Consider the following 12,751-nt stretch of genomic DNA (forward strand, 5'->3'; position numbering starts at 1 on the left):
CCCTCACGCCCGCGCCGCCACCATCGCGCGCTCCGAGCGCGTCCACGCGACCAGCGCGCCGATGCCGAGCAGCGCCAGGCACACGATCGGCACGATCATCGGCCCGAACGCGGTGCCGGTCGCCTTGCCCGCGAACGGCATCAGGTTCTGGCTGAAGAAGCCGCCCAGGTTGCCGATCGAGTTGATCGCGGCCACGCTCGCCGCCGCCCGCGCGCCGGTGAAGTAGCGCGGCGGCATCGACCAGAAGCACGGATACAGCAGCGGAATGCACGCGCCGCCGAGCACGAGCGCGACGAAGCGCAGCGGCGTGGACGGCAGCACGAGGCTCAGCAGGAAACCGAGCGCGCCGAGCGCCGCGACGATCGCGATCGTGCGCAGGATGCTCTTCGCGCGGCGCAGCTTCGCCGGCAGCCACAGCAGCAGCAGCACCGCGAGCGCCCACGGCAGCATGCTCAGGAAGCCGTTCATGCTGCTCGACACGCCGAACGACTTCACGAGCGTCGGCAGCCAGTACGTGACGCCGTACAGCGACGTCGACATCAGCATGTAGGTCGCCGCGAACAGCATCACGCGCGGATCGAGCAGCGCCTTCCACGGCTGGCCGTGCTCGGCCTGCGCCGGCTTCTCGCGTTCGAGCGCGGCCTCGACGATCGCCTTCTCGCGCGCATCGAGAAAACGCGCGTCGCGCACCGACGCGGGCAGCACGCGGAACACGACGATCGCGACGATCACCGCCGGGATGCCGGTCGCCACGAACACCCACTGCCAGCCCGCGAGCCCCCACACGCCGTTCAGGCTCAGCAACACGCCGCCGACCAGCGAGCCGAGCATGTTCGCGAGCGCGCTGCCGAGCGTGAAGATGCCGAGCACCTTCGCGCGATAGCTTTGCGGAAACCACAGCGTCAGGTAGTAGATCACGCCGGGATAAAAGCCGGCCTCGGCGATCCCGAGCACGAAGCGCAGCGCGCAGAACGCGGGCATCGACGTCGTGAAGCCCATCAGCACCGTGATGAGGCCCCACGTCAGCATGATCCGCGCCAGCCACAGGCGCGCGCCGTAGCGATGCAGCGCAAGCGTGCTCGGCACCTCGAACAGCAGGTAGCCGATGAAGAACAGCGACGACGCGAGGCCGAACGCGGCTTCCGTCATCCCGAGGCTGTGCACCATCTGCAGTTTCGCGAAGCCGACGTTCTGCCGGTCGATGAACGCGATCAGGAACATCACGACGAGGATGGGCAGCAGGCGCCGCGCCATCTTCGACATGATGCGCTGCTCTTCGGCGGACGCGGGGTCCAGGGTATCGGTAGCGCTCACTTCGGGCTCCTTGCGTGAATCGGTTGCGTATCGGTTGGATCGGCGCCGCGCGACGAACGCGCGGGCGCGGGGGTGGATCGATGAACGGGGGCGGCGGTTCAGCCCGACCGGTAGGCGTCCAGCATCGGCGCGAACATCTCGTGCCACGCGCGCGGCTTCGCCTTGATCGTGCCGGCCAGGTACAGGAATTCGACGTAGTCCATCAACTGGTTCGGCAGGACCGAAAAGCGCGTGTCCGGTGCGGCGAGCATCCGCATCACGTCGTCGTGCGACACGCCGACGCCCGACGACGCCGCGTACAGCGCGGCCGCCGCGCGCGGGTCCTGCGCGATCAGGCGGTTCGCCTCGTCGAGGGCGGCGATGAACGCCACGGCCAGCGCGGGCTCCGTGTCGACGAGCCGCTTCGGCGCGAACACGACGTCGAGCGTCATCGGGCCGAGCACGTCGACCGAATTCACGACGCGGTGGATGCCCGGCCGGCGCAGCTCCAGCGTGGAGAACGGCGGCGACGTGAAGTGCGCGGTGACGCCGTTCTCGCGGCGGATCAGCGCCTGCATCGCCTGCGGATGCGGCAGGTTCACGGTGATCGAATCGAGCTGCGCGAAATGCGCGGGGCCGAGCTGGCGGCTCGCGACCATCTGCAGCACGACCGCCGACAGCGACGTGCGGATGCCCGGCACCGCGATCCGGTCGGACGGCGCGAAGTCGCGCAGCGACACGAGGCCCGGACGGTTCGCGTTCAGCGACAGCGACGTGGCCGACAGCCCGCTGATGCCGATCACCTCGACGTTCGGAATGCCGCGCGCCCGCGCCCACAGCTCGATGAAGCCGGGCGCGCCGGCGCCCGCGAAATCGAGCGTGCCGGCCATCATCGCGTCGTTGACGGAATTGCCGCCGTCGAGCAGCACCCAGTCGACCGCGACCTCGCGCAGGCCCTGGCGCGCCGCGTGCCGTTCGAACAGCCGCTGCTTCTCCATCACGAGCAGCGGCAGGTACAGCACGCCATAGCCTTTCGAGATCCGGACCGTGCGCGGCTTCGCGCGCACGAGCGACGGCGCGGCGAGCACGCCGAGCCCGGCGGCCAGCAACGCGCGGCGACGCGGCGACGCGGTCATGCGCACACCGCCATGCAACGGTCGGCCAACGGCCGCGCGCGGGCCATCGCCGCGCCGCGCCGCACGCCCGTCGTGCCCGTGACCTGCTGCATGTTGCCGTCTCCTTGAATATTTCTGGTATTAATGCCGTCCTTGCATTCTGCTTCCGGCTCGACACAGGTTATCGGCCGAGTCTGAGAAAATGCTGACATCCCGGCCCCGGGAAAACCCCTAACCCATCCTCTGCAAGACGGCACCATGCGCATTCTGGTCGTGGAAGACGATGCCGAGATCGGCGCGGCGATCCGCAGCCGCCTCGCGCGGCTCGGCCACGCGGTCGATCTCGAAACCGACGGGGCAACCGCGAACGGGCTGCTGCGCGTCGAGCGCTTCGACCTCGTCGTGCTCGATGCGAACCTGCCCGGCATGGACGGCTTCGCGGTGCTGCGCCACCTGCGCGCAGCGGGCAGCACGACGCCCGTGCTGCTCGTCACCGCGCGCTCGGCGATCGACGATCGCGTGAGCGGCCTCGGCCTCGGCGCCGACGACTACCTGGTGAAGCCCTTCGACTATCGCGAGCTCGACGCGCGCGTGCAGGCGCTCCTGCGCCGCAACAGCGGCCATGCGAACGACGTGCTGACGCTCGGCGGCCTCGTGATCGACCGCAGCAGCCGGCTCGCTGAACTCGACGGCCAGCCGCTGTCGCTGTCGCGCCAGGAATTCGCGCTGCTCGAAATCCTCGCGAGCCGGCCGCAGCGGATCTTCTCGAAGGACGAGCTGCTGAACCAGTTGTTCAGCTTCGGCAACGAGCCGACCGCGAACGCGGTCGAGCAGTATGTGACGCGCGTGCGCAGGAAGCTGCAGGGCAGCTCGGTCGAGATCCGCACCGCGCGCGGCATGGGGTACCAGATTGCCGCGCATTGACTGGTTCCCCAAGACGCTGTTCGGGCGCACGCTGCTGTTCGTCGCGATCGTCGTCGCGACCGGCGCCCTCGCACTCGCGGCGATCGCGCGCTACTACGCGGGCGTCGCGGCCGAGCGTGCATACGACCAGTTGCTGGGCGGCGCGTCGATCCAGGTCGCCGAGAACCTCTACGTGCAAGGCGGCGTGCTCGCGCTGAATCCGCCGGTGGCCGCGCTGTCGACGCTGTCGCGCTACGACCTCGTGTACTACAAGGTCGTCGACTCGCGCGGCATCGTCGTGGCCGGCTACAGCGATCTCGCGAGCCCCGCGACGCTCGCCGCCGCGCAACAGGGCCCCGCGTTCGCGAACGCCGTCTACCAGGAGCACCCGATCCGCACCGCCACCATCGCGCGCTACATGCCCGAGGAAAGCACGCCCGGCTGGGCGCTCGTGACCGTGGCGCAAACCACCCACGCGCGCCGGCAGCTCACCAACGACATGAGCTTCAAGGTGTGGACGCTGATCCTGCTGATGAGCGTGCTCGCGATCGGCGCGAGCGGCCTCGCGATCCGGCGCGGCCTGCGCCCGCTCGCGCAGATCGGCGCGATCATCGCCGCGCGCGACCCGGCCGACCTGCGGCCGGTGGCCGTCGATACGCCGAGCGAGATCGACGCGATCATCGGGTCGATCAACGGGTTGATGCGCCGTCTGGCCGAACGCATCAACGCGATGCAGCGCTTCATCGCCGACGCCGCGCACCAGATGCGCACGCCGCTCGCGCGGCTCGATGCGCAGATCGAGCTGCTCGACGGCGAGGCCGATCCCGCACGCCACGCGGCGCGCCTCGACGCATTGCGCGCGACCTGCTCGGACGTCGGGCGGCTGACCGGCCAGTTGCTCAATCACGCGATGGTGATCCATCGCACCGAGGCCGTGCCGCAGCAGCCGGTCGAACTCGTCGCACTCGCGAAGGACGTGCTCGGCCGCACGATTCCGCTCGCGGACGAGCGCGACGTCGCCGTCGCATTCGCGAGCGACGCGCCGTTCGCGTGGATCGACGGCGACGCGATCAGCCTGCAGGAAGCGCTGTCGAACGTGCTGCACAACGCGTTGTTGCACGGCCATGCGGACGATCTCGTCGTGGCGGTCGCGAGCGCCGGTCACGCCGACGGCGCGATCACGCTGACCGTCACCGACAACGGTCGCGGCATCCCGCGCGAACACTGGGACGCCGCCTTGCAGCCGTTCGTGCGGATCGCGCCGGACGGCAGCGAGCGGCGCACCGGGTCGGGCCTCGGGCTCGCGATCGTGCAGGAGGTGATGAAGGCGCACGGCGGGCGCGTCGGGTTCGCGTTTCCCGACGCGGGCGGGTTCGCGGTCGTGCTGACGTTTCCGCGCGCGGCGAAGCTCCCGGCGGATGCCGCAAAGGCCGGACGGATACGGCCGGGCAACTAGGCCGGGCACGCCGGGCGAACGCCATCCGGCGCAGGTGCGGCCGGGCCGGGCCAGTGCGTCATTCCGGTCGACGCGTCAGGCCCGGCGCATCATGGCCCGGGTCGAGGCTCGCGCGTCGCCGCGCTCAGTCGCCGTCGCCGGCATCGCGGCCGAGCGCCGCCAGCCGCGCGACGAGCCGGTCCAGCTCGTCGTACTGACGCTCGCAGAACAGCCGGCACAATGCGTCGACGTCCGCGCGCTTCTCGACATCGATCGTCTCGACATACCGCTCCTGCTTTTCCTTGCCGATCCCGAAGAGCCCCTTCTTCACCCGCATGGAAACGGCATGCAACTGGAAGCCTTCCGCATGCGCATCGCCGAGCGCGGTCACCCACAATTCCCGCTGGTCGTCGGCCTGCTGCAGCACGAGGGCCGGCAACGGGCCTTCCTGCGCTTCGTCCCACTCCGCATGCTGCGCGGGCCACGGAAACGCGTCGAACGCCTGCGTGAACGACGCGTAGTCCGTCGCGCCTTGCGGATCCAGCTGATTGAAGTCATAGCCGACTTTCTGAACGGAATAGGTCAACATGCGCGGCACTCCGTGGCGTCCGGTATCGGGAGAACGTCAATCTACCTTGAATGCCGCCGTCCATCAGTATTTTTCGCATGCCTGACAAAAAACAGGCGACCTACCCGACTGGAGAGGGCGCGGCGCACCCGTCCGCTGCGTTGACGCACGTCGATCAGTCGTGCGCGACATCGTATGCAATCCGGAACCCCGTGTGTCCGGTCGAGGTATCCCGCGGTCGCCCCGTCCGGGCGGCGATACGATAGCGATAGCAGTAATCGCGATGGCACAGATACGACCCGCCTTTCAGCGTATGCTCCCGCTCCGCGAGCGCCTGACGATTGCGCGCCTTTCCCGCGCCCGACAGCGACTGCGTCAGGAACGGATCGGCGCACCATTCCCACACGTTGCCGCTGCAGTTGTACAAGCCGGCGGGATTCGGCGAAAACGCATCGACCCGAACCGTACCGGCATACCCGTCCGGCGACGTGTTCAGATGGGGAAACACGCCGTGCCAGATGTTGCAGCACTGCATCTCGTCGGACGGCTCCTCGTCGCCCCAGGGATAGCGGCGCGCTTGCGCGCCCCCTCTGGCCGCATGCTCCCACTCCGCCTCGGTCGGCAGCCGGCCGCCGCACCACGCCGCAAACGCGCACGCGTCGTTCCACGACACGTGCACCACCGGATGCTGCTCGCGCCCCGCAACCGACGAACCGGGCCCCTCCGGCGCCGCCCAGCTGGCGCCGTCGATCGCCAGCCACCACGGGGCGTCCGCGACGCCCACGAGGTGATCTGCGCAGACGGAGGACGAGCGGAACACGTAACTCCAGCCGATGCGCTCGGCCTCCGTGCGATAGCCGGTCGCGGCGACGAACTCCGCGAAGCGCGCGTTCGAGACGGCATAGCGATCCATCCCGAACGCGCGCAACGTGACGCGCCGCCGCGGCCCCTCGCCATCGGCCTTGATGACGGGCGTATCCGTGCCGACCCAGCTCCTGCCCGCCTCGAACCAGACGATGTCCCGGCTCGACGGCACGCCGGCGCCCGTGCTGTGGATGCGCGGCGCGGACGCATGCGCCGACACCGCGGACAGTTGCTGGCGCTTTCCCGCGCCGGGACAGCACGATCGTTGCTTGTCGTTGCTCACGGTTCCTCCCTGCCGAAACGTCGTTTCCCCGTGTCTGCCGGCCACGGGGTGCCGAACCCGGGATGGCGTCGCACGTCAGCCACCCGACGCGGCCCCGGCCTGGGCCGCGCGCTTGCGCTCGACCTCGGCGCGCATCGCCTGCGCCTGGACGGCCAGGTGCGCCCGCCACCGCTCGGCGCGATCCGCGTGGCTGCGGGCCAGAAGCCGCGCCGGCTCGATCGCGCCCGCGGACGGCAGACCGAGCCGCGTGTATTGGTCTTCCGGCGCATCGCTGGCCCGCATCAGGTCGCGCATGAGTTCGGCCATCCGCAGTTCGGCCGTCTCGTCGTACAGCGGGCGCTCCTGTCGCGGATCGTCATGCAGATCGAAAAGCAGCGTCCCCGACCGGTACGCATACCCGACAGGCCGGCTCGCGATCCGCATCGTCCGGACACCCTTGGTAAACGAAAAGGGTTCGGACAACTCGATGTCACGCAGTTCGTCGACGCTGAACCGCTCCCGCATGTGGGTGGGCATCAACGTATATTCGTACAGCGGTTCGTTACGGTCCGGATCGACGCCCGAGCGCATGTACACGTAGCGCCCGTCGGTCACGTTGACCTGTTCGCCATGCATGCCGAACAGCGCGGCCTCGCGAACGGGCGCGTCCGTGTCGATCGTTCTCCAGAGCGCACTGCCCTGCATGTCCGGCGTGGGCGCCAGACCGAAAAAGTCGAGCAGCGTCGGCGCGAGGTCGATCATCTGCACGAGCGAGCGGCGGCGTACGCCGGCCCGACGCCAGCGCGGATCCCAGATGAAGAGCGGCGTGTTGGCGAGTTCGTTGAACCACGGCTGGACCGTCTTTGCCCACCACCCGTGCTCGCCGAGCATGTACCCGTGGTCGGTGCAGACGATCAGCATCGTGTCGCGCCACAGATCGAGTTCGTCCATCAGATCGAGCACCCGCCCGAGCGAGTGGTCGCACATGGACACGAGCGCGGCATACCCGGCCTGCGCCGTGCGCAGGTCGCCGTCCGTCTCGGCGGCGGAGACCGGGCCGTAGGGCGGCCAGTCGAAGTGCGTGCCGTCTCGGTCGCCCGGGTAAAGGTCGCGATACTTCGGATAGCTGGCGAACGGCTCGTGCGGATCGAACGTCTCGATCTGCAGGAACCACGAATCCTTGTCGTGATTCTTTCTCAGGAACGCTTCGCCCGCATCGAAGGTCAGCGTCTGCGGATGCAGATCCTCGGTCGGGTAATACTGGCGGTTCACGAAATCCTGCCGCGCGGCCGTCTCCTTCAACGCGCCTTTCAGCCGTGCCGGCATCGGGGGCGGGCCGAGTTCCGCCTTCCACGGGTCGCCCTCCTGCCCCCGGAAGAATTCCCAGCTGCTGTATCGCGTGTGATAGGTCGCGCCGCCGTCTTCCCAGTAGTGCGGGTGATCGCTCGCCAGATGGGTGTGAATGCCCTTCTTGCGGAGCATGTCCGGCATCGAATCGTCGAACGGCTCCAGCGGCCCCCAGCTTCGATGCAGGAAGTTGTAGCGCCCGGTGTGCAGTTCCCTGCGCGCCGGTATGCAGGCCATGCTGCCGATATAGCAGTTGTCGAAGGTCGCGCTGCGATCGGCGAGCCGCTGAAAATTCGGCGCGTTGACCCAGGTGTTGCCGTACGGCGGCAGCATGTGCCGGTTCAGGCTGTCGTACATCACGAGTATGGCTTTCATGATCGGTTCGATTCACTCCATGTTTGATGCGTCGTGTGCGGCCTGCTCGTCGCGTCGTTCACGCACGGCTCGCCGCCGGAACGGTCGCGGCCCCTTGCCCGCCGCAACGCATCCGATGATCCCGACGGTTCCCGTCTTACCGGGTCTGCGGACTGATGCGCAACCGATTACGCACCTCGCCGACGCCCGGCACGCGCTGCGCGGCCGATGCGGCCAGCGCGGCCTGCTCGGCATCGGCCACCTCGCCGGACAACGTGACGACGCCGGACCTCGCGAAGATCAGCAGGCGGCTCGAATCGAGACGCTTCGTTCGCGCCAGCGCACCCGCCACCTGCTTGCGCAACCGTCGGTCGGCCGCCTTCGTCGCCTTGCGCGACTCGCTGCCGGACGCTGACGCCGACACCGATGCCGACGCAGCCGCCGATGCCGATGCTGGAGTCGCCGCCCCCCCGCCCTGCGATTCCTGAGCGGCGGCACTCAGCGCACTCAAAGCGATCGTCCATGCCACCAGATAGCGGCATCCCCTTCTGCAAACCTGCATGTCGTTTCTCCCGTTGTTCCCCCGGCATCGCCTCGCGTCGTGCGCCGCGATGCCATTGGCCGCACCTCTAAAACTGCGTCATGACGCCGATCGACACCCCGCTCACGGTGCGCCCGTCGGGACGCAGGTTCAGTGCCGACACGTTCGTCGGATCCTTCTTGTAGGCCCCCGAGAAGCCGTTCCGGTCGAACTCCACATAGAGTTCCGACCGCTTCGACAGGAAGTACTCGAGCATCGCGTACGAGCTTGTCTTCCGGCCATCCGCCCCGGCAACGTTTTGCAGGTTGCTGGCCATGTCGTAATAGGTGGCGCCGGTGAACTGCAACGTCGGCGTGATCTGGTAGACGATGCCGACCCCGGGAATGTTGTCGCGCCGCTTGCTGCCGGCCGCGCTCGCCGCGGAGACCGCCAGCGCGCTGTAGTTCAGGTACAGCCGCGTCGGCCCGAGCTGCCACGTCGCGCCGCCCATTGCGGTTTGCGCCCACTGGTTGGTGGTGGCGCTGTAGGTCTTCTGGTACGCGGCCGCGAGCAGCAGCGAGCGGAACTGATAGCTGGCGCCGGCGGCCAGATTCGTACCCGTGTGCCAGTCGCCGGCCACGCCTCCCGGCGAATAACTGGCTCTCAGCGTGAAGCCGCCGAGCCGGCCGACGTACTTGACCGTATTGTTGAAACGGGCATCGAGCGTAAAGAAATTGCCGCCCCAGACAATGCCGGGCGTCATCGCAAGCGTCGAGCCATTCGCCTGGTTCGGATCGAGTTGAACGCCGATATCTTCGGCGGCGTTCAGCTGGCGTCCAAGCGTCAGCCGGCCGAATCCCCCCTCCAGCCCGACGTACGCCCGCTGCGAGAAAAGCGTATTCGACGATTTCAACGCACCGGTGCCCAGATTGAAGCCGCTCTGCAGCATGAAGACGGCCCTCACTCCGCCGCCCAGGTCCTCCTTGCCCGTGAAACCGAGGGTGTTGCCCGCAATCGGATTGTTGTCGAAGCCGACCTGCTGCCCGCCCTTCCCGCCATCGGTCCATCGAACGCCGCCGCCGAGCGTGCCGAACAGCGTCACGCTCGACTGCGCGTGCGCACCTCCGCCAATCACCAGCGCAACCATGCCTAATGTCAGTCTCCTCACCACGCTTCCCCTTCAATAATTAATATTCCTTATTAAATTCCACGCTAAAACAGACAACATCGAACGGGGCTTCTCCGAGCTCCTGTACGGGCCGGGCGCGAAGGCGTACCTGACGTACCGCCTGCGCGCCCGGTTACTGCCTATCGATCTTCCTGCGCACGCCACTCGCCGGGGCGCGGCAAGTCGACCGGCGGAAAGCGAGAGCCTTTCGCGGCGGGCAGGACGTCGGCCGTTTCGACTTGCCAGCGCAACAGGCGCTCCAGCAACCCGGCCTCGACGTCGGCAAATTCCGGCCTGCCGGCCAGGTTCGTCGTCTCGCCCGGATCGGTCGTGCGCCGATACAGCTCGGGCGCCTCGTAGAGGCGCCACACATACGTCCACTCCGGCGTCCGGATGACCGCGGCCTTGCCCACCGTCTCCGGCTGCCCGCTTTGCAGCTTCGCCTTGATGTCGTACGGAAAGCCGGCCTGCTCGAAATGGTCGACTTCCCGGGTCAGGAAGCCGCCCTCGCTGAACACCTGCTCACGGTGCGCCTCCCCTGCCGCGAGGAGGCAGTGCGCGAAGCTTTTCCCGTAGTGCGCATGCGTCGCCTCCAGGCCGGCCAGCTCCAGTAGCGTGGGAAACACGTCGATCATCTCGACCATCGCGCTCGAGGTCGTGCCGGCCACGTCCGGCCCGGACGCGCCGGAGACGATGAGCGGATTGCGCAGCAGGCATTCGTGCACGCCCGACGGCCACTTCTCCGCGAGCCCGAAATCCCCGATGTATTCGCCGTGATCCGAAAAGAACGTGGTGACCAGGCGCCCCGGCTCGGTGGCGCGGCCGGCCGCCTCCATCACGCGGCCGACGTGGTGATCCAGTCTCGACACCATGCCGTAGTACACGGCGCGCAGTTCCCGCCATTGCGCGTCGGTCAGACGGTCCCATCCATGCGCGCGGGCCAGCGCCTCGACGTAAGCGGGCATCCGGCCATGTCCGACCGCACGCTCCGGCACCGCCGCGCGGTCGTACATCGAAAACCACGGCTCCTCCGCCTCGAACGGCGGATGCGGCGCAAACAGCGGGACATACAGCACCCACGGTTCGCGCGGCGGGGCGGCGAGCCAATGCTCCGCCGTGCGGATCACCACCTCGTCGTATTCGATGGCGGCCTGCTCCTGCGAACGCTGCCCCCGATAGAACGCGCGCACCATCGGGTCCGCGGGGTCCCCTTTCGCCTTGCTCTGCAGGAATTCCGCCGCGCTGCGCCGCGTCTCTTCCGGCAGGAAGCCATACTCATGCGCCGAACGTTCGGTCGCGCCGGGCGCGAACGAATCGCCGCGACCGCCGGCCATCGCCACGTGATAGCCGTTCTCCTTGAAGACGCGCAGGAAATTCGGCTCGTCCGGCCCCAGCAGGTAACCGAGCGTGCGATGCCCGGCCACGTGCGGATACTGTCCCGACAGGAACGACACGCGCGACGGCGAGCAGACACTGTGTTGTCCGAACGCCTGCGTGAACGCAACGCCGCCGGCGGCGAGCCGATCCAGGTTCGGCGTGCGGACGGGCGTCGCGGGATCAACCGCGTGAACGCAATCGGCGCGCAACTGGTCCGCGACGATGATGACGAAATTGGGCTTCGTGGTCATGAGATATCCGTTGGCAAAATACGAGTCGATGTCAGCGAACCGACCTGATCGCGGCGATGACGATCCCGCCGAGCAGCGTCGAGCAACCCGCCGCGAGGAACAGCGCGTCGAAGCGGATGGCGCCGCCCGGCATCGTCAGCCAGGTCGCGAGAAGGGAAAGGGAAAGCTGCGGCACGACGTTCGCGAGATGGAACACGCCCATGTCCTTTGCCGCCGCATTGCGGTCGGGCAGCACTTCCGTCACCAGCGCAAGGTCGACGGCGAGATACGCGCCCTGCGCCACGCCCATCCACGCGATCACGGCCAGCAACTGCGAAAACGTCGCGCAGTACAGGAGCACCGGAAACCCGAGCGCCATCCCGATGCCGGCCCCGATCACGAAGACCTTGCGGCGCCGCAACCGGTCCGACAGCCGCCCGAACACCAGCGCACTGGCCGTCATGGCCGTCGTGGCCACCAGCAGGCACATGAACATCGCGTGCGGCGTCTCTTTCGTCGACAGGCCGATCCGGTCCCGCAGATAGAACAGCAGGTAGTACTGCAAGCTGCTGACGCCGAACAGCACCAGCGCACGCGACAGCCACGCGATCGCGAAGTCGGGATGCCTGACCGGATTGGTCCAGAAACTCGCCGCCAGTTGCCGCCACTGCAGCGGTTTCACCTGGCGGGCATCCAGTTGCCGGTCGTTGGCGAACACGACGAAGCAGGTGACCGCCACCAGCGCGATCGCCCCCTGCACCAGCGCGATCGACACGAGATCGGGGGCCAGTTGCCTCGCAATGCCGACGCCCAGGAGAATGCCGATCGGCGGCGTGAATCCGACGATCGACGAATAGAAGCCGAGCTTCTCGGAGCGGACCTGATCCGGAAGCACCGCGTTCAGGCCGCTCAAGATCGAATTGAAGGTCAACGCCATCAGCCCCCATCCGAGCGCGAGCTGCGCGGGCGTGCGCGCGGTCGCCATGACGGCCATCGCACCGAGCCCGCCCAGCATGCCGCCCAGGATCCACGGCTTGCGCATGCCCCAGCGCGAGCGCGTGTGATCGCTCAGCACGCCGAATATCGGCTGCGCGACCAGGCCGATGAACGAGCCGATGCCGAGCGCCCGCGCCAGCACGGTTGCCTTGTCGGTCGGCGAGATGCGTTCCGCCAGCATCGGCAGGATCATCATCGGATACGGCAACATCGCCAGCCAGACGCCGACGAAGGCGACGGTCAGCGTCACGCCGAGATACCGGTTGGCCGTTTTACGGGCCGATACATAGATCAATTCGTCCATATCCCCTCCATTCAT

At 67.9% G+C, this 12,751-nt stretch carries 11 protein-coding genes; 2 read left to right on the forward strand and 9 right to left on the reverse strand.

Annotated features, from left to right (window positions below; all coding sequences use genetic code 11):
* Window positions 1–3: 3 nt before the first annotated feature.
* Both GQ56_RS0108330 and GQ56_RS0108335 read right to left on the reverse strand, forming a co-directional pair.
* Entirely contained in the window at window positions 4–1,314 is a 1,311-nt protein-coding gene (locus GQ56_RS0108330) for an MFS transporter (protein WP_031398220.1), read from the reverse strand.
* Window positions 1,315–1,412: 98 nt separating this feature from the next.
* Entirely contained in the window at window positions 1,413–2,429 is a 1,017-nt protein-coding gene (locus tag GQ56_RS0108335; RefSeq protein WP_031398221.1) for an ABC transporter substrate-binding protein, read from the reverse strand.
* A 237-nt stretch (window positions 2,430–2,666) separates the two neighbouring features.
* On the opposite strand from GQ56_RS0108335, the gene GQ56_RS0108345 reads away from it, so the two are divergent.
* Window positions 2,667–3,332: a response regulator transcription factor gene (locus tag GQ56_RS0108345; RefSeq protein WP_031398222.1), complete on the forward strand. Its 666-nt coding sequence runs from the start codon at window positions 2,667–2,669 to the stop codon at window positions 3,330–3,332.
* Window positions 3,319–4,767 (forward strand): sensor histidine kinase, encoded by a 1,449-nt coding sequence (locus tag GQ56_RS0108350; protein ID WP_031398223.1) that lies wholly within the window; start codon window positions 3,319–3,321, stop codon window positions 4,765–4,767. The genes GQ56_RS0108345 and GQ56_RS0108350 overlap by 14 nt, the downstream gene beginning before the upstream one ends.
* Window positions 4,768–4,891: 124 nt before the next feature.
* On the opposite strand, the gene GQ56_RS0108355 is transcribed toward GQ56_RS0108350, so the two are convergent.
* From GQ56_RS0108355 to GQ56_RS0108385, 7 genes are all read right to left on the reverse strand, one after another.
* A complete protein-coding gene (locus GQ56_RS0108355; protein WP_031398224.1) occupies window positions 4,892–5,335 on the reverse strand; it encodes a hypothetical protein in 444 nt (147 codons plus the stop codon).
* Between the two features lie 154 nt (window positions 5,336–5,489).
* Window positions 5,490–6,461 (reverse strand): formylglycine-generating enzyme family protein, encoded by a 972-nt coding sequence (locus GQ56_RS0108360; protein WP_081894870.1) that lies wholly within the window; start codon window positions 6,459–6,461, stop codon window positions 5,490–5,492.
* Between the two features lie 75 nt (window positions 6,462–6,536).
* A complete protein-coding gene (locus GQ56_RS0108365; protein ID WP_034197159.1) occupies window positions 6,537–8,162 on the reverse strand; it encodes a sulfatase in 1,626 nt (541 codons plus the stop codon).
* Between the two features lie 136 nt (window positions 8,163–8,298).
* Window positions 8,299–8,565 carry a BON domain-containing protein gene (locus GQ56_RS39250; protein WP_052007231.1) on the reverse strand — a complete coding sequence of 89 codons (267 nt, stop codon included), beginning with the start codon at window positions 8,563–8,565 and terminating at the stop codon, window positions 8,299–8,301.
* Window positions 8,566–8,770: 205 nt separating this feature from the next.
* A complete protein-coding gene (locus tag GQ56_RS0108375; RefSeq protein WP_031398228.1) occupies window positions 8,771–9,808 on the reverse strand; it encodes a porin in 1,038 nt (345 codons plus the stop codon).
* Between the two features lie 161 nt (window positions 9,809–9,969).
* On the reverse strand, window positions 9,970–11,457 hold the full coding sequence (locus GQ56_RS0108380) for a sulfatase-like hydrolase/transferase (protein ID WP_031398229.1): 1,488 nt from the start codon (window positions 11,455–11,457) through the stop codon (window positions 9,970–9,972).
* A 31-nt stretch (window positions 11,458–11,488) separates the two neighbouring features.
* On the reverse strand, window positions 11,489–12,736 hold the full coding sequence (locus GQ56_RS0108385; RefSeq protein WP_031398230.1) for an MFS transporter: 1,248 nt from the start codon (window positions 12,734–12,736) through the stop codon (window positions 11,489–11,491).
* Window positions 12,737–12,751 lie beyond the last annotated feature (15 nt).

Source organism: Burkholderia paludis (genome assembly GCF_000732615.1).
Classification (GTDB): domain Bacteria; phylum Pseudomonadota; class Gammaproteobacteria; order Burkholderiales; family Burkholderiaceae; genus Burkholderia; species Burkholderia paludis.

Coding starts and splice junctions, on each gene's coding strand:
- GQ56_RS0108335 (WP_031398221.1), bottom strand. CDS start 2,429: ATGACCGCGTCGCCGCGTCGCCGCGCGTTGCTGGCCGCCGGGCTCGGC.
- GQ56_RS0108345 (WP_031398222.1), top strand. CDS start 2,667: ATGCGCATTCTGGTCGTGGAAGACGATGCCGAGATCGGCGCGGCGATC.
- GQ56_RS0108355 (WP_031398224.1), bottom strand. CDS start 5,335: ATGTTGACCTATTCCGTTCAGAAAGTCGGCTATGACTTCAATCAGCTG.
- GQ56_RS0108365 (WP_034197159.1), bottom strand. CDS start 8,162: ATGAAAGCCATACTCGTGATGTACGACAGCCTGAACCGGCACATGCTG.
- GQ56_RS0108375 (WP_031398228.1), bottom strand. CDS start 9,808: ATGGTTGCGCTGGTGATTGGCGGAGGTGCGCACGCGCAGTCGAGCGTG.
- GQ56_RS0108380 (WP_031398229.1), bottom strand. CDS start 11,457: ATGACCACGAAGCCCAATTTCGTCATCATCGTCGCGGACCAGTTGCGC.
- GQ56_RS0108385 (WP_031398230.1), bottom strand. CDS start 12,736: ATGGACGAATTGATCTATGTATCGGCCCGTAAAACGGCCAACCGGTAT.